At 65.8% G+C, this 17,310-nt stretch carries 11 protein-coding genes; 9 read left to right on the forward strand and 2 right to left on the reverse strand.

The window, feature by feature from the left end:
• Positions 1–130: 130 nt before the first annotated feature.
• Complete coding sequence (locus tag KA419_03380) at positions 131–2,527, forward strand: xanthine dehydrogenase family protein molybdopterin-binding subunit (GenBank protein MBP7864968.1); 2,397 nt, start codon at positions 131–133, stop codon at positions 2,525–2,527.
• A gap of 471 nt (positions 2,528–2,998) precedes the next feature.
• Here the strand turns inward: KA419_03380 and KA419_03385 are convergent, their stop codons facing one another.
• Positions 2,999–7,957 (reverse strand): S8 family serine peptidase, encoded by a 4,959-nt coding sequence (locus KA419_03385; GenBank protein MBP7864969.1) that lies wholly within the window; start codon positions 7,955–7,957, stop codon positions 2,999–3,001.
• Between the two features lie 457 nt (positions 7,958–8,414).
• On the opposite strand from KA419_03385, the gene KA419_03390 reads away from it, so the two are divergent.
• The gene (locus tag KA419_03390; protein MBP7864970.1) at positions 8,415–9,305 is read left to right on the forward strand and encodes a sel1 repeat family protein; all 891 of its coding nucleotides are present in this window, start codon (positions 8,415–8,417) and stop codon (positions 9,303–9,305) included.
• Between the two features lie 114 nt (positions 9,306–9,419).
• Here the strand turns inward: KA419_03390 and KA419_03395 are convergent, their stop codons facing one another.
• Positions 9,420–10,517 (reverse strand): PilT/PilU family type 4a pilus ATPase, encoded by a 1,098-nt coding sequence (locus tag KA419_03395; protein ID MBP7864971.1) that lies wholly within the window; start codon positions 10,515–10,517, stop codon positions 9,420–9,422.
• Between the two features lie 293 nt (positions 10,518–10,810).
• Here KA419_03395 and KA419_03400 point away from each other — a divergent pair, with 293 nt between their 5' ends.
• The 7 genes from KA419_03400 to KA419_03430 all read left to right on the forward strand — a co-directional run bounded on the left by KA419_03400 (position 10,811) and on the right by KA419_03430 (position 17,308).
• Entirely contained in the window at positions 10,811–13,474 is a 2,664-nt protein-coding gene (locus KA419_03400) for a valine--tRNA ligase (protein MBP7864972.1), read from the forward strand.
• A 226-nt stretch (positions 13,475–13,700) separates the two neighbouring features.
• Positions 13,701–14,111 carry a DUF2784 domain-containing protein gene (locus KA419_03405; GenBank protein ID MBP7864973.1) on the forward strand — a complete coding sequence of 137 codons (411 nt, stop codon included), beginning with the start codon at positions 13,701–13,703 and terminating at the stop codon, positions 14,109–14,111.
• 224 nt (positions 14,112–14,335) lie between these two features.
• Positions 14,336–15,190, forward strand: coding sequence for a biotin--[acetyl-CoA-carboxylase] ligase (locus tag KA419_03410; protein ID MBP7864974.1), 855 nt, complete (start codon positions 14,336–14,338; stop codon positions 15,188–15,190).
• Between the two features lie 191 nt (positions 15,191–15,381).
• Positions 15,382–15,699: a nucleotidyltransferase domain-containing protein gene (locus KA419_03415; protein ID MBP7864975.1), complete on the forward strand. Its 318-nt coding sequence runs from the start codon at positions 15,382–15,384 to the stop codon at positions 15,697–15,699.
• Positions 15,696–16,109: a HEPN domain-containing protein gene (locus KA419_03420; GenBank protein ID MBP7864976.1), complete on the forward strand. Its 414-nt coding sequence runs from the start codon at positions 15,696–15,698 to the stop codon at positions 16,107–16,109. The genes KA419_03415 and KA419_03420 overlap by 4 nt, the downstream gene beginning before the upstream one ends.
• Positions 16,110–16,200: 91 nt before the next feature.
• Positions 16,201–17,127: a signal recognition particle-docking protein FtsY gene (gene ftsY / locus KA419_03425; protein ID MBP7864977.1), complete on the forward strand. Its 927-nt coding sequence runs from the start codon at positions 16,201–16,203 to the stop codon at positions 17,125–17,127.
• A 13-nt stretch (positions 17,128–17,140) separates the two neighbouring features.
• Complete coding sequence (locus tag KA419_03430) at positions 17,141–17,308, forward strand: hypothetical protein (GenBank protein ID MBP7864978.1); 168 nt, start codon at positions 17,141–17,143, stop codon at positions 17,306–17,308.
• Positions 17,309–17,310: the final 2 nt, after the last annotated feature.

Raw genomic sequence — 17,310 nt, forward strand, 5'->3', positions numbered from 1 at the left:
ATCGGACCGAACGAGGCCCCTCGGTATCTCTGAGTGAGAATATCCGTTGGATGAATAAAGTGAACGATGACCGGCTTTGTTCGTGTGGTTCGTGGTTGAAAATCAGATTGAAACAGTTGAGGAGGTCGCTATGCGATATGTGGGTGAGTCGGTGGTTCGGATCGACGGGCTGGAGAAGGTGACGGCCACGGCGAAGTACGTGGACGACCTCGACTTCGGCCCCAACCTCCTGCACGCCGAGATCGTGGAGAGCCCCCGTGCCCACGCGCGGATCGTGCGCATCGACACCGCGGCGGCGGAGAAGGTCCCCGGCGTCGTCAAAGTGGTCACGGGGAAGGACTTCCCCTACCGCTTCGGCCTGTACATGAAGGACCGCCACATCTTCGCCCAGGACCGGGTACGGTTCGTGGGCGAGCAGGTGGCCGCCGTGGTGGCCCGGGACCCCCGCACCGCCCGGAAGGCCGCCCGGCTCCTGACGGTGGAGTACGAGGACCTCCCGGCGGTCTTCGAGCCCCTGGACGCCCTGGAGGAGAAAGCGCCGCTGCTGCACCCGGACCTGGCCGCCTACCCCCGGGTGCCCTGGTTCTTCCCGAAGGGCGGGACCAACGTCGCCCACTGGCGCAAGACCCGCCGCGGCGACACGGCGAAGGCCTTCGCCGAGGCCGACGTGGTGCTGGAGGACACCTACACCGTCCCCCGCTACGCCCACTGCGCCATCGAGACCCACGTCATCGTCGGGCTCTACGACCACGCGGGGCGCCTGACCCTCTGGTCGGCCTCCCAGTCCCCCTTCACCCAGCGGAACCTCTTCGCCGAGTCGCTGGCGCCGCTCGGCCTGACCCACAAGGACGTCCGGGTGGTCACGCCCTACATCGGCGGCGGGTTCGGCGGCAAGGCCGGCGTGTCCATGGAGATCCTCGGGGCGGCCCTGGCGGTGGCGGTCAAGGGTTACCCGGTGAAGGTGCGCTGGACCCGGGAGCAGGAGTTCTACAACACCTACCAGCGCCAGGGCGTGAAAGCCCGGGTCAAGCTCGGGGTGAAAAAGGACGGGACCCTCACCGCCCTGGAGCACGCCCTCTACTGGGACGCCGGCGCCTACGTGGAATACGGCGCCAACGTGGTGAACGCCGTGGGGCTCTCCGCCACGGGGCCGTACCGCATCCCCAACATCGCCATCGACTCGGTCTGCGTCTACACCAACCTCCCGCCGGGAGGCCCCTACCGGGGGTTCGGCTACTCCGAGTTCCACTTTGGCCTGGAGTCCCACATCAACCGCGTCGCCGCCCTCATCGGGATGGACCCCGTGGCGTTCCGCCGCGTAAACGCCATCCGGGAGGGCGACACCCTGGCCTACGGCGCCGAGATGAACCCGGCGGGCCTGGTGCAGGCCATCGACCAGGTGGCGGACGCCATCGAGTGGGGGAAGAAGACGGCGCCCGCCGACCCGCGCAAGGCGGTGGGGAAGGGGTTCTCCCTCTTCTGGAAGGCGCCGGCCATGCCGCCCAACGCCGCTTCCTCGGCCTTCCTCAAGTTCAACGAGGACGGGAGCCTCAACATCCTGGTCTCCGGCATGGAGATCGGCCAAGGCTACCTGACCGTGATGGCCCAGATCGCCGCGGAGGTCCTCGCCGTGCCCGTGTCCCGGATCCGGGTGGAGACCCCCGACACCGACCGCAACGCCTACGAGTGGCAGACCGTGGGCTCCCACGTCACCTGGGGGTGCGGCAACGCCGTGAAGCGGGCCGCGCTGGCCGCCCGGGAGCAGATTTTCGAGATGGTCCACCGGGTGCACTGCCTGGAGAAGGACGACCTCTACCTGGAGGACGAGGCGGTGAAGTGCCGCACGAACCCCCACTTCGCCCTGCCCCTGCGGACCTTCGTCATCCAGGGGCTCCAGACCCCCGACGGGTCCTTCAAGGGCGGGCCCGTGCTCTCCAGCGGCATGTTCATGCCGGAGTTCACGTCGGCGAAAAGCGACCCCGAGACGAGCCAGGGCGGGCACCCCAACGTGCACTACACCGTCGGCGCCGCCGCCGTGGAGGTGGAGGTGGACCGGGAGACGGGCAAGATGGACGTGCGGAAGGCCGTCCTCGCCGTGGACGCCGGGAAGGCCATCAACCCGGACCTCGTCAACGCCCAGGTGATCGGCGGCATGGTCCAGGGACTGGCCACGGTGCTCTACGAGGACATGCGTTTCGACCCGGGCGGCCGCCTGCTCAACCCCAACTTCACCGACTACAAGATCCCCACGGCCCTGGACATCCCCGGCGAGATCGTCCCCATCATCGTGGAGACGCCCCAGCCCGACGGGCCCTTCGGCGCCCGGGGCGTGGGGGAGCACACCATGATCCCCGCGGCGCCCATGGTGGCCAACGCCGTCGAGGACGCGGTGGGCGTGCGCATCACCTCCATGCCGGTGACGGCGGAGAAGGTGGCGCTGGCGCTCCACGCGGCGGCGGCGAAGCCCCCCCGCGAGGTGGGCAGCGCCCCCGCCAGGTGCGCCGTGGGGTTGCCGGGCCCGAAATAGAGCGGCAAAGGACAAAGGACCCAAAGGACCCAAAGGCCTGCTAAAGGACCTGCGCTCTTCCCGAGGCGTCGCCCGGCAACAGCGGCTTCGGCAGGCAACCGGGATCGACAACACGTTGGTAAAACGCCGCCGCTAAAGCGCCTGAAGGACGGCGGGGGCCATTGAAAGCCGCTGCTTTCGGTCTCTGGTCGTTCTCGCTGTCCTTTGGGCCCTTTGGTTTTTAAGGGTCTCTTTGGATCCTTCGGGTCCCTTAGGTCCCTTAGGTCCCTTAGGTCCCTTAGGTCCTTTAGGTCCTTTCCCGCCACGCACATCCGATATCGAAGAACACACCCGCCGCCACGCCGCCGGCTTGGGGCGCGCGCCCTGACGTTCCGCGGCGTGTCCCCGCACTCCCCAATAAAAAAAGCCGCCCGGGGGGGCGGCTTTTATTATGATCGATCCGCCCGTCCGCGGGCGGATCGATGAGGAGGCTTACTGGGCCGTGACGGCGCTCAGGAAGCTGAACGTCCAATCGCCGAACAGCTCGAAGCCGTAGATGGGCTGGCTGGAAGTGATTTCGATGTAGCCGCTGGCCTGGTTGGGGATGGCCCCCATGTTCTCCAGCGTCTGGAGCAGTCTCGCAAACTTCTCCTTGGGCTTGAGGGTCACGTTGGCCTGCCCGTAGAGCCGCCCGTCGCTGCCGTAGACGGAAACCACGGCGTTGGCGTAGGTGCTGCCGGGGTTGACCAGGGTGAGGCCGGTGAAGAAGTTGACGCCGCCCGCGTTGCCGTTGGCCACCTGGGAGAAGTACAGGGTGGTCTTGGTGGTCGTCTGCAGCGGAAGGGTGGACTCGTAGACGTAGGTGTCCGGCTTGCCGAAGGAGAGGCAGCCGAGGATCGGGCTCCCGTCGCTGGCCAGGTTGAGCCAGCCGTCCGAGGACCCGGTGGTGGGGAGGCCCAGCTGGGCGTCCTTGAGGTTGACGACCTGCCCGGCAGGGACGTTGACGGTGAAGGGGGGCGTCATGGCGGTCCCGTCGGCGTTGTAGGGCGTCAGGGTCACCACGGCGGGCGCGCCGCCGGTGTTCACGAGGTTCACCTCGGTGGCGTACACGGTCGGGATGGAGGTGATGTGGGCGGCCGTCAAGTTGGTGGCGGCGCCGGAGGTGGGCATCAGGTTGCAGGAGCTGATGGCGGTGGTCCCGAAGCGCACCTGGGCGTTGCCCACGACCTGGGAGCCGGTGGCGGTCAGGTGGATCGCCCCGTTGAAGGGCTGGCCGAATACGGTGGACACGTCCAGCTTCACGGCGCCCTTGGCCGGGATGTTCTGGACGGGGGCGTTGACGGTGGTGGTCCCGTTGAGGCCGACCAGGGTGACGGCCGCGGCGTCGGTCCCGGGGTTGGCGATGAAGAGTTCGGTGGTGAAGCCGCCGCTGCACATCACGCGCGGGAAGTACCCGTCGGCCATGGCCTCGGTGCTCAGGAAGGCGGAGGCGCCGTCCATGCCCGCCAGGCCGCCGGGGCCGAACTTCTCGGACAGGAAGAAGCCCTTGATGCCGACCTGGTCGGCTTCAGCCATGACCCAGCCGTCGGAGTCGGCGCTCAGGCCGAGGACGCTCTCCGCCTGGTAGGCGCCCTGCCCGTCGATGGGCCACCACATGGTGTTCTGGGTCCCGAGGGCGCCGCCGGTGAGGTTGTAGCCGGAGAAGCGGATCCGGGCGGCCTTGCCGGTGGGGTTCACGAAGCCCAGGCCCTCGCTCCGGTCGCCGCCCTTGTAGGACAGGCGCGGGAAGATGAGGGTCTGCGCCGGGGTGAAGGCCGGCGGGTTGAAGAAGATGGTGGAATTGGCCAGGTCGAAGGAGTCGGTGTCCTGGAACCCCTGGTAGATGGGGTCACCGGCGGGGATGGTGATGTTGCCGCCCAGGGCGCTGAGGTCCGTCGAGGGGAAGTTGGAGGGGAAACCACCGGGGCAGACGCCGACGATGGCTTTCCAGAAGAGGCCGGTGAGGTAATCCTCCTGGGACTCGGTCACGTCGCACCGCCCGTAGGCGACGTCGATGGCCCCCGTGTTGTGGAGGGTGACCACGAAGTTGTGCGAGCCGGTGGGGCCGGACTGGGCCCACTGGGGCAGGTTGGCGAAGGTGAAGGAGACCGTGTTCGCGGTGGAGGACACCTGGATCCGGTCCTGCCCGGGGTCCTTGGCCAGGTCGGTGTAGAGGGCCGCGATGCGCGGCATCTCGTTGAGGAAGGCGCTGGGGGTGCGGTCCATCCAGGCGTAACCGCCGCCGAAGGTGATGTTGCCGTCGGTGTTGAGCCAGCAGCCCGAGTAGGTCTGCCCGTAGAAGGGGAAGGTGAAGCCGGTGGGGAAGGCGACATACGTGGCGTCGTCGTCCTGGAGCTGGAGCGGGGTCGTGGCGGTCTGGGCGATGGTGAAGTTCAGCTCGTTGGACACGGCCATCGGGCTCCAGTTGCCCTGGCTGTCCACCAGGTAGCCGTACACCTGGATCCGGCCGGCCGACAGGTTCGAGGAAGCCACGTGGTAGAAGAAGCGGATGTTCCACTCCGTGTTCCCGGACGTCCCGGGGGTGTAGTACCAGAACTCGGCGGTGTCGTTGTCGAGGACGACGGGCAGGGCGTTCGAGTCCACGCCCCCGATGCGGGTGTAGAGGTACATCTTGTCGTAGTCGGCCTCGGGGTCGGCGTAGTCGAAGCCCACCCGGACCGAGACGTACTGCGGGTAGACCCCGTTGTCCGTCTCGTAGCGCTCACCCTCGGTCAGGACCAGGTTGGTCAGGGAGGGGGCGCTGGAGGGCTTCACGCGGACGGTGAGGGGCAGCGTGGCGGCGGAGGACGAGGTGTTGACCGCCAGGTTGAAGTGGATCAGCGTGTTCATCGGCACGTTGCCGGCCACCCGGAACGTGAAGGGGGTGGAGTTGACGGCGGACTTGCCCACGTTGATGTTCGGGTAGGGGGAGTTGGACCCGGTCACGGTGATGCCGGCCGTGGTGGTGGAGAGGACGGCATTGACGCTGCCGGCATCCACGGAGCCGTAGTTGCCGAGGCGGACGTTGAGCCGCACTTCCTCGCCGGGGTCCACCAGGTGGTTGTTGTTCCCCAGGGAGTCGTCGATGTCGATCCCGACGATGTTGAGCACCGCGGTATCCGCCCCGGCGACGTCGCCGGTCAGCGCCAGGGCGTACCCCTGGGTGTAGCGGCACTGGAAGCCCGGGATGTTGGTCCCCTTGACCCGGACCTTGTAGGTGCCGGCGGCGGGGGTGCGGAGGAGGACGCCTTCCACGTTGTTGATGGTGTCGGTCCCCGCGGGGTTGGCGGCCGATTCCTTGGTGTTGTTGGAGGGCGTGCCGTTCCACTGGTTGCCCTTGTAGAGGATGCCGCCGGGCCCTTCGACCTCCAGGTCGAGGTTGTTCACCAGGGTTTGGGAGACCCCGTAGGACGCCGGGGCGTCGGACCAGACCAGGGTGACCTTGAAGGGCATCCCGGCCGCGACGGTGTAGGTGTACTCGCGGGTTTCACCGGTGGTGAGGCCCGCCGAGTTGGGGACGTCCGCCACGCAGAGCTTGCGGGCGTCCGCCTTGGCGGCGAAGTAGAGGGCGTCGTCGAGGAGGGGGCGGCCCCACCCCTGCCCGCCGGCCGGGGCGTCCTCGTTGCCGACGGCGCCCGTGTTGCCTCCCGTCAGGTTCTTCGCGGAGTTGACGAGGGTGGCCTTGATCAGGGCTGCGGAGGGCGTGATGGCGTTGGCCGGGGTCTTGGTCCCGGTGGGGTACCAGCCCTCGGTGTAGTACTGGCGGACCAGGGCGGCCAGGCCGGCCACCGTCGGGCAGGCCATGCTGGTGCCGGATCCGGTCTTGGTGTTGCAGGCGGCGCCGGTGCTGCCGGCCGCGGAGCGGACGGCCATGCCGGGGGCGACCAGGTCGGGCTTGTAGCGGCCGTCGGCGGAGGGACCCTTGCAGGAGTAGTCCCAGACGTCGTTGGCGCCGGCGCTCCCGTTGGTGGTGGCCCCGACGGCGATGACGTTCTTGCCGAGGGAGTAGTTGTTGAGGAGGGCGTTATCCTCCACGTTCCCGGTGGACCAGCAGATCAGGAAGTCCTCGTTGTGCCACACGAAAAGGTCGTCGTAGGCGTTGGTGTCGAGGTACTCGTTGGAGTAGCCGGGATAATCGATCTGCGTCCCCCAGCTGTTGGAGGCGAGGCGGGCCGTGCTGAGGCGTTCCTGCTGCCACAGGTCGTAGAGCGGGTAGGGGAAGTTGAGCCCGCCCGTGGTAGTGCCGCCGCCTTCCACGATCAGCTTGGCCATGGGGGCCATGCCGTCGCCGGTCAGGTGGGCGGCGTCGCCCGTGCCCGGGTTCGGGGTGCTGTGGTAGTCCTTGCCGGCCACGGAGCCCGAGGTGTGGGTCCCGTGGTACCAGTGGACGCCCGAGTCGTCCTCGATGGAATCCGCCATGATGTTGACGGCCAGCAGCTTGCGCTGGGCCGTGTCGATGGCGAGCACCCCGGGAGGGGTCACGTGCTGGTTGTTCACCTGGGGGGCGCCTTCGGCGTGGATGAAGAAGCAGGACTCCCGGTCGATGCCGGAGTCGGACATGGCCACCACCTGGCCCTGCCCCATGATGCCGTGGGCGAAGATCGGGGTCGCCTTGGTCCCGGAATCGGCGCTCTGGCACATCCAGACGGAGTTGTCGTTCATCAGCTTCGCAGGGAGGTTCGGCTCGACCCACCGGACGTCGTTCCGGTTGGCCAGGTAGGTCACGAACTCGGCGGCCGCCTCGCGGGAGACCTCGAACACCACGGTCCACCGCGCGTCCTGGCGGTAGTTGAAGTTCCGGTCGGCGTGGTAGCGGTTGGCGATTTCGTTGACGGCGTCGGAGACGTTCTCGTGGGTGAAGAAGGCGACGGCGAAGCGCACCTTCTCGCCCGGGAGGGCGGTGAGGCCCTCGTTCAGGTTGAGGGCGAGGTACGGCCCCATCTTGAAGGCGGGCTGGTAGTCACCCACCCAGCGCACCTCGGGGTTGCCGACGACCGCATTGTAGGCGGCGGCGTTCATCCGCACCATCAGGGCGTTGTTGGGGATGTAGTCCAGGACCTGCGCCCCGGCCGCCGTCAGCTGACGCTGGAAGCCGGGGGTCAGGACGGTCTTGCACTGGACGATGTAGTACTTTTTGTCCAGGGGCTGCCCGCTGATCCGGTCGGGCACCCAGGCGTCCAGGTCCGGCCGCCCGTCGCGGAGCGGGTCGAAGATGGCCGCGCGCAGCAGCAGGAGGTTGCCCTCCTTGGTGGCCGCGTTGTAGAACGCCGCGGTGTCCTTGATGACCCCGGACGTGCTCGGGAAGAGCACGGCCTTCTGCGGCAGCTGCACCTGGGCGGCGAAGAGGACCGCCGGCAGGGCCAGGGCCAGGAAAATCCCGAAGATCCTTCGGGCCCAAGGGGAAAGACTCATGATTCACCTCCATGGGGTTTTTTGGTTCGGATTTCGAAACCGCATTATACCGGATCCGGGGCCGCTCCGCAAACAATAATTCGCTCGGGCTTCCCCCTGCGCAAGCCATTTTTGAAACTGGGTTTCCCGGCTTTTCTCGCTGCCTGCCGGGAAAATGCCGTTTACGAATTTGGCTACTCGGTCGGCGACGACAGCCGTGCCGCCCCCGGCGTCTCCGCCAATCCTCGCGCCCGGCCTGGCGCCTGGCGAGAGCTAGGCGGAGATGGGTCTCGTCAAGCCGCCAAGCTCGCCAAGAGGGACGAAAAATGCAGAATTTCCTGTCAGGAGTTCCAAGCGTGAGTGTTTCTTCATTCTCAGAAATAGGGATGTCCATCTCTGGTATACTATTGTTGTCGCCGGGATACTGATGTCCAGAGAAACAATCCCGGCGCGAAGCCTTGGGGTGGTGATGTCAAACATGAAACGATTGTTGTTTGCGATTCTTTCTGTTTTTTTTTACTGCGCATTCGTGATTCCGGATGCGGAATTCGGAGCCCTTCTCGAAGCGGCGAAAAAGGGAAATGCAGATGCCCGGTTAAAGGTGGGCGTCATGTATTTCGAAGGGGAAGGGGTCTCCAAAAACAAGGAGGAAGCAGCCAGATGGCTGCGTTTGGCGGCCGGGCAAGGTAATGCGGAGGCCCAGAGCAAACTGGGCTGGATGTATATGTACGGAGAAGGTGTTCAGAAAAACGAGGCGGAGGCTTTCCGATGGACCCGCAGCGCCGCGGAGCAGGGGAACGCGAAAGCCCAATGCAATCTAAGCCTATTGTATGAGGATGGCCTGGGCGTTCCTGTGGATGAATCACAGGCGATGATCTGGCTGAAAAAGTCGGCGGAGCAGGGCTACGTCTGGGCTCAATACAACCTTGGTCTATCGGATACCAGTCTCTTCGGAACTGACTTGACTCAGGCGGAATCCGAAAAATGGCTGCGTTTGGCGGCGGACCAACTGATTCGATTGGCCGCGGAGGAGAGTGATCCCAAGGCGATGTTCTACCTTGGGAAGCTGTACTCCATGGGCAGGGGGGTGGCGCGCGACCCGGCCAAAGCGAAATCGCTGTGGATCCGGGCTGCGGAGCATGGTTGGGTCGAGGCTCAATTCCACGTGGGCGCGATGTACGACAATGGGGTCATCATCGAAAAGAATACCAAGGAAGCCTATTTCTGGTTCTCGCTCGCCGCATCCGGGGGGGATGAAGTCGCAAAGCTCTCGGTGGGACGTCTGGCCGAAAGCCTCACCGCCGCCGATTTGAAGGCCCTCCAGCAGAGGGTGAGAGAGTGGAAACCAAAGACGAAGACGGATAGGTGATTCGAGTTTGGGACCATCCCAGACGGTTTGTCTGTCGGTCCTTGTCCTTCAGAATCCGTGTTTATCCGTGTCCATCCGTGGTTCGTTCCCGGCCTGCCCGGGTTAGGCCCGGCGTCAGCTGAACTGAACGTTGCGTTCGAAGTCGTAGGCGCTGGTGGCGGCCGCCTTCGCCGTTTCCATGTCGATGATGCCCTCGTTGAAGAGCCGCATCAGGTGCTGGTCGAAGGTCTGCATGCCGTAAGTGTCGCCGCCCTGGGCCACGAAATCCTTGATGGCGCCGGTTTTCTCGGGGTTTTCGATGCAGTCCTGGATGCTGAGGGTCGAGCGCATGATCTCCAGGACGGCGACCCGGCCCTGCTGGTCGCAGCGGCGGATGAGGCGCTGGGAAACCACCGCCCGGATCGTTTCCGACAGGCGCAGGCGGACGGCCTGCTGCTCGGAGAGGTCGAAGACGCTGAGAATGCGGCTGATGGACTTGGGGGCGTCGGTGGTGTGGAGGGTGGAAAAGACCAGGTGGCCGGTTTCCGCGGCCTTGATGGCGGTGTCGATGGTCTCCCGGTCCCGCATCTCGCCCACCAGGATCACGTCCGGGTCCTGGCGGAGGGCGGCGCGCAGGGCCCGGGCGAAACTCTCCGTGTCGGATCCCACCTCGCGCTGAATCACCGAGGCCTTGACCTCCCGGTGGAGGTATTCCAGGGGATCCTCGATGGTCACGATCTTGGCGGGCTTGGCGAGGTTGATCTCCCGGACCATGGCCGCCAGCGTGGTGGATTTGCCGCTGCCCGTGATCCCCGTCAGGAGGACCAGCCCGCGCTCCTCCATGGCGATGTCCCGGATCACGGGGGGCAGCCCCAGCGCCTCGATGGAGGGGGCCTCGAAGGGAATGACGCGCAGGACGATGGAGAAGGTCCCCCGCTGGCGGCAGATGTTGACCCGGAAACGGCAAACCCCGGGGAGGGAGTAGGAACAATCGAGGTCCTGCAGTACCTGGATGGCTTGATCGAAGTCGCCCTGCAGGTGTACGTGCCCGGAGCGGACGATGTGCCGTACCAGGGCCTCCGCCTCCTCGATCTTCATGTTGGGCAGGCTCTTGATGGGGACGATGTGCCCGTGGATCCGGTATTTCCACGGGGACCCCACGCTGAGGTGGCAGTCGGAGGCCCCGATCTCCTTCCCCTTCTTCAGCACCTGATCGAACGTATTTACAATCATGTCCATGGATGAGCCCCCTGCGCGTGATCAGCGGTTAATGATATCTTAAGCCTGGTATAACTGCAAGGAGAACAACCAACCGTCGGCGGAAACCCCCAGCCCGGGTCAAGCGGAAACCACCCGGTCTTTCTTTGCGAGGCTTGGCGGCTTTGCGACTTGGTGTGAGGCAAGGACAGATTAATTGAAAGCCGAACTGGAAAACGGCCGCGAAATGAGGTAGCATAGCCAATTGTTTTTCCCTCTGCGGGGCCGAAGCGGTTGTGCCCCGCCAGTTCAATCCGAGGATGACAACCATGAAAGAAACGCTCCCGAAGTCATACGAGCCCGTTGAAGTGGAAACAAAGTGGTACACCTACTGGGAGAAGAAGGGCCTGTTCAAGCCCACCCCCGAAGGGAACGGCAAGGACCGTTTCTCCATCGTGATCCCCCCGCCCAACGTCACGGGGACCCTCCACATCGGGCACGCCTTCTGCTTCACCCTGCACGATGTCATCGTCCGCTGGAAACGGATGCGCGGCTACGACACCCTCTGGCTGCCGGGGACCGACCACGCCGGCATCGCCACCCAGAACGTGGTGGAGAAGACCCTCCGCCAGGGCGAGGGCAAGACCCGCCAGGACCTGGGCCGGGAGGCCTTCGAGAAGCGGGTGTGGCAGTGGAAGGAGGAGTACGGCGGCCGGATCCTGGGGCAGCTCCGGAAGCTGGGGACCTCCTGCGACTGGGAACGCCTGCGCTTCACCCTGGACCACGGCCTCTCCCGGGCGGTCCGCGAGGTTTTCGTGCGGCTCTACGAGGAAGGCCTGATCTACAAGGGCGAGTACATTGTCAACTGGTGCCCCCGCTGCGGCACGGCCATCTCCGACCTCGAGACCCAGTACGAGACCCTCGAGGGCAAGCTCTGGTACATCCGCTACCCGGTGAAGGGGCGCCCCGGCGAGTTCGTCACCGTGGCCACCACCCGGCCCGAGACCATGCTGGGGGACACCGGCGTGGCCATGAACCCGGCCGATGAGCGCTTCGCCCACCTGCGGGGAGCCACGGTGATCCTCCCCCTCCTCGGCCGGGAGATCCCCCTCGTCGAGGACGAGATGGTGGCCATGGACTTCGGCACGGGCATGGTGAAGGTGACGCCCTCCCACGACCCCAACGACTTCCTCACGGGGCAGCGGCACCACCTGCCCTTCGTGCGGGTCATCGACGAGCACGGCCGAATGACGGCCGCCGCCGGGCCCTTTGCCGGCCTGGAGCGCTACGCCTGCCGGGCGGCGGTCCTGGAGAAACTGGAGGCGGAGGGCCTGCTGGAGAAGGTGGAGAAGCACGTCCACAACGTCGGGCACTGCCAGCGCTGCACGACGGTGGTGGAACCGCTGGTCTCCAGCCAGTGGTTCGTCAAGGTCAAGCCCCTGGCGGACCGGGCCGTGGAAGCCGTCGAGAAGGGGTTGACCCGGTTCGTTCCCCCGCGCTACGAGAAGACCTTCTTCACGTGGATGGCGGACATCCACGACTGGTGCATCTCCCGCCAGCTCTGGTGGGGGCACCGCATCCCGGCCTGGTTCTGCCCCGCCTGCGAGCGGTACACCGTCGCCCGGACCGACCCGGACACGTGCGCACACTGCGGTTCGCCCTCCATCCGCCAGGAGGAGGACGTGCTGGACACCTGGTTCTCCTCCGCCCTCTGGCCCTTCTCCACGCTGGGCTGGCCGGAGCGGACCCGGGACCTCGAGCGCTTCTACCCCACCGACCTGCTCATCACCGGGTACGACATCATCTTCTTCTGGGTCGCCCGGATGATCATGATGGGGATGAAGTTCATGGACGACGCCCCTTTCCGGACCGTCTACATCCACGGGCTGGTGCGGGACGAGCACAACCAGAAGATGAGCAAGTCGAAGGGGAACGCCCTGGACCCGCTCGAGATCATGTCCAAGTACGGGACCGACGCCGTCCGCTTCACCCTGGCCATCATGGCCATGCCCGGCAGCGACCTCCCCTTCAGCATGGACCGCATGGTGGGCTACCGGGCCTTCGCCAACAAGATCTGGAACGCCGCGCGTTTCCTGGTCATGAAGATGCCCGACGACATGGCGCCGGTGGACGAGGCACGGATCCGCGAACTCCTGGCCGGCGGGACGCTGGACGAGACGGACCGGTGGGTCCTCCACCGGCTGAACGAAACCACCGCGACCATGAACGCCTCGCTGGACGACTTCCTCTGCCACGAGGCGGCGGACGCCATCTACCACTTCTTCTGGCACGAGTTCTGCGACTGGTACATCGAGTTCGCCAAGCCGCGGCTGGCCGAGGACGCCCCCCGGCGGGCCGAGACCCTCGACCTGCTCCTCTATGTCCTGGACCGGAGCCTGCGGCTGCTTCACCCCTTCATGCCCTTCATCACCGAGGAGATCTGGCAGAAACTGCCGCGGGAGGGGGAGTCCGTCATGGTCGCCCGCTTCCCGGAGGCCCTGTCCGGGATGGAGTGCCCCGACGCCGTGCGGCACGTGGAGTTCCTCAAGGAGTTCGTGACGGCCGTCCGGACCATCCGGGCGGAGAACAACATCCCGCCGGGCAAGCGCCTGCCGCTGGAGTTCGAGGGCGGGGACGAGGCGGCGGCCTCCCTGGCCCTTTTCGACGCGGAGATCCGGCAGCTGGGCGTCCTGGACGGCCTCCGCCGGTCGAGCCCCCTCACCGATGCCCCGGGGGCCCTCAAGGGGGCCTGCCCCGGGGTGCGCTTCCAGCTCCTGGCGGAACCGGCGGCCGACCCCGGGGCCGAGCGCGACCGGCTCCACCGCGAGATCCGGAAGCTCGAGGACGAACTGCTCAAGATCGAGGTCAAGCTCGCCAACGCCGACTTCCTCGCCAAGGCCCCGGCGGACGTGGTGGCGAAGAACCGGAAAAAGCAGGCGGAACTCGACGAGAAGGCCGCCACCCTCCGCGCCGCCCTGGCCCTGCTGGGATGACGGGAGTTCGCCTCTCGCAAAGTCGCCAAGGCGCAAAGCCTCGCAAAGCCATGATTTCTGGCGGTTTTTGGACGCAATTTACATTTCTTTGCCCGTCCCGATGCGTATCGTAAGGGAAAACAGGCTTCCGCATCCCGCCAGGGATGCGATGTTTGCAGGCTTGGCGCCTTCGCGGCTTTGCGAGAGGCCGGGACCGCCGTCCAGTCTCCGGGAGGCGCTTTCCTGAATGTGGGGATACACGATTCTTGACTTTCTTTTTCTGGCCTTCCACACGGCGCTGATCGTCTTCAACCTCTTCGGGTGGGCGTGGAAGCCGACCCGGAAGGCCAACCTCGTCACCCTTCTGCTGACGGGCGCCTCGTGGTTCCTCCTGGGCCTCTGGTACGGGGTGGGGTTCTGCCCCCTCACCGAGTGGCACTTCCAGGTCCTGGAGAAACTCGGCCACCGGGGGTTGCCCGTCTCCTACGTCAAGTACCTGGCGGACCGGTTGACGGGCCTCGACTTCGACCCCGGCCTGGTGGACACCCTCACCGCGGCGTGCTTCGGGGCGGCGCTCGTCGCGTCCGTCGTCGCCAACCGCCGATGGATCCGCGGCGGGTTCCGGGTCAAAACCACTAATTTCACTAATTCTCACTAAATCAGAGGGAGGGGGAAGCGACGGCCTCGGAAGGATGACGGTTGACGTAATAACCGGTTTCAGGGCCTGACATCCATGTCCTTATAACCATTAGTGGAGATTAGTGTTCTTAGTGGTTCAGCCCGGAAGGGCCGACCTCGAGGACGGGTCTGAAATTCCGTTCGCGTGGTTGGTGTGGTTCGGGGTTGATGGCCGGATCGGCTCGGACAACGAGGAGGTGGAGCGTGGTTTCAAGAGACGTTTGTGGTTATGAACCCGATCCCGCAATGCTGGACGGTTGGCGATTCGTCCGGCGGGTGGTTTCGTGGTCCGTCACCGATTCCACCAACGCCCGGGCGCTGGAGATGGCCCGGCGGAGGGAGGCCGGGCCCGGGACGCTGCTGCTGGCGGGCGAGCAGACGGCCGGGCGGGGACGGGTGGGTCACGACTGGCACTCGGCGCCCGACACCGGGGTCTACGCCACCCTGGTCTTGGCCCCCGCCGACTTCCAGCCGAAAGGCGCGTGGGGCGTTTCGGGCGGCGCAAGCCGTGATTTCCAGCCCGGGTGGCTCACCCTGGCGGCGGGCGTGGCCGTTCACCGGGCGTTGTCGGCACTGATCGGCCCCGACGCCGAGGGGGCCCTCGACCTGAAGTGGCCCAACGACGTGCTCTGGAACGGGCGGAAGGTCTGCGGCATCCTGGCGGAGTCCGAGGCGGTCGACGGCGGGATCGCCTTCGTGGTGCTGGGGATCGGCATCAATGTCGGCCAGGAGCGTTTTCCCGACGCGATCCGGGACCGTGCGGTTTCCCTGCGGACGATCACCGGCATCGGCTTTTCCCGGCGCGACGTCCTGGCCCGGGTGCTGGACGCCCTCGATGCCGCCCTGGCCGCGCTGGCCCAGGGGAGGGCCGGCGGGGTCCTGGCGGAGTGGGAGCGTCGGTCCACCTACGCCCGCGGGCGGCGGGTGGAGGCCCGGACGCCGGGGGGCGCCCTCCGCGGCGTCACCGACGGCCTCGACCCCGACGGGGCCCTGCGGCTCCGCGCCCCGGACGGGACCGTTCACCTCGTCCACGGCGGGGAGATCGTCGACTGGGCCTGAGGCCGCGGGCCCGGAGGATCACCACGAACCACACGGACCACACGAACGGTGAAGGACGAATGGGGCTTCTTGCGGATTCCCTCAGAAAGCGGCATCGACGCCGGATTCTTCCCCGGTGCCCACGAAGGTGATTCCATAAAAATCCGTGTCAATCCGTGTTCATCCGTGGTTTAATAATGTCGGAGGAGAGAATGGACGGCCGTGAACTGATCAACCGGGTCGCCGACGTGCTCCGACAGCGCTTCGGGGATGTCATCGGCCCCGTGATCCTCTTTGGCTCGCGAGCAAGTGCCCGAGCTTTGCCCGACTCGGATTTCGATATCCTCGTCGTGCTCAATTCCCGTTTCGACTGGCGAGTGGAGAATGCCATCCTCGATGCCTGCTTCGAGCTGGATCTCGAATACGACATCCTGTCCGATGTCAAGGTGATCTCTCGTGAGGACCTGGACACCTGGAAAGGAAAACAGCCGTTCATCCTGAAGGCATTCAGTGAGGGTATCTCGGCATGAACCTGACGCCGGATGAGTTGCTTGTTCTGGTCGGCCACAAAATGCAAAGGGCTTCGGAAGCCCTGCGGGACGCTCGATTTTTACTGGAGAACAAGCGGAATGCACTGGCCGTCAACCGGGTCTATTACGGGATGTTCTATGCTCTTTCCGCTTTCGCGTTGAAAAAGGGGTTCGCATCTTCCAAACATCAACCGCTGATCAGTTGGTTCAATCAGGGTTTTGTCAAAACCGGCAGGGTTGATGGACGATTCGGAAAGGCTCTGCACAGGGCTTACGACAAGCGTTCTTTCGCGGACTACGCCGATTATGTGGTCTTCAGCGAAGCGGAAGTCCAGGCGATGATACAGGACCTGGACGAATTCATCACCGAGATGGGCCGCCTGATCAGTCAGGAGGCTGCGAATCATTAACCGGCGAGGGTTCATCCGTGGTTAATAACGCGCGTATCCGCGGAACTTTCCTTTCGTGGAGGAAGCGCGGCCTGGAGGAGGAATAAATCGAATGCTGTCCAGTCTGTTCAACAAGCTGAAGACCGCCGTCAAGTCCACCACGGACAACCTGGCGGGGAAGATCGGGGACCTGTTCCTCGGGAAGAAGAAGATCGACGCCGAGGTCCTCGACCAGCTGGAGGCGATCCTGATCGGCGCCGACATCGGGGTGCCGGTCACGATGGAGATCCTGGAGCGGGCCCGGAAGGAGATCGGCCGCAACGCCCTCAACGACATGGACCAGCTCGTGGCCGTCATCAAGGACACCCTCCGGGGGATCCTCGAGCGGCCGGCGGCCGAGGACAAGGCCCTGGCGGCGGCGCCTCCGGGCGTCGTCTTCGTGGTGGGGGTGAACGGCGTCGGCAAGACCACCACCATCGGCAAGCTGGCCAACCGCTACATCCTGGGCGGCCGGAAAGTCGTGGTCTGCGCCGCGGACACCTTCCGGGCGGCGGCCATCGAGCAGCTCGAGATCTGGGCCCAGCGCTCCGGCGCCGTCATCGTGCGGAAGTCTCACGGCGCGGACCCGTCCGCCGTGCTTTACGAGTCCGTCGACCGGGCCCGGGCCGACGGGGCCGACCTGGTGATCGTGGACACCGCCGGCCGGCTTCACACCAAGCACAACCTGATGAAAGAGCTGGAGAAGATGCGCAACATCGCGGGGAAGCGGGTCCCCGGCGCCCCCCACGAGGTGTACCTGATCATCGACGCCACCACCGGCCAGAACGGCCTCAACCAGGCCCGGGAGTTCCTCCGGACCACGGGCGTGACCGGCCTCGTCGTCACCAAGCTGGACGGGACGGCCAAGGGCGGCGTCGTGGTGGCCATCTCCCGGGAACTCAACCTCCCCATCCGCTACGTCGGCATCGGGGAGAAGATGGACGACCTCATCGAGTTCAACGTGGACGACTACGTCGAATCCATCTTCAGCCGGAACTGACCGGAGAGACACCATGAGGCTGCCGGTGGCCATCCTCGGTTTCGAGCCCGGCGAAGCGGGCCGGGCCGGGGTGCTGCCGCCGGGCCGGGGCCGCGAAGCCCGGGCGCCCCGCCGGGTCGGCCTGAAACCGCCCCTTCCCCACGACCCGGGCTCGGCCGTCCCGGCGCCCGTCGCGAGGTGAGG

The sequence above is a fragment of the Acidobacteriota bacterium genome (assembly GCA_018001935.1).
Classification (GTDB): Bacteria; Acidobacteriota; JAAYUB01; order JAAYUB01; family JAAYUB01; genus JAGNHB01.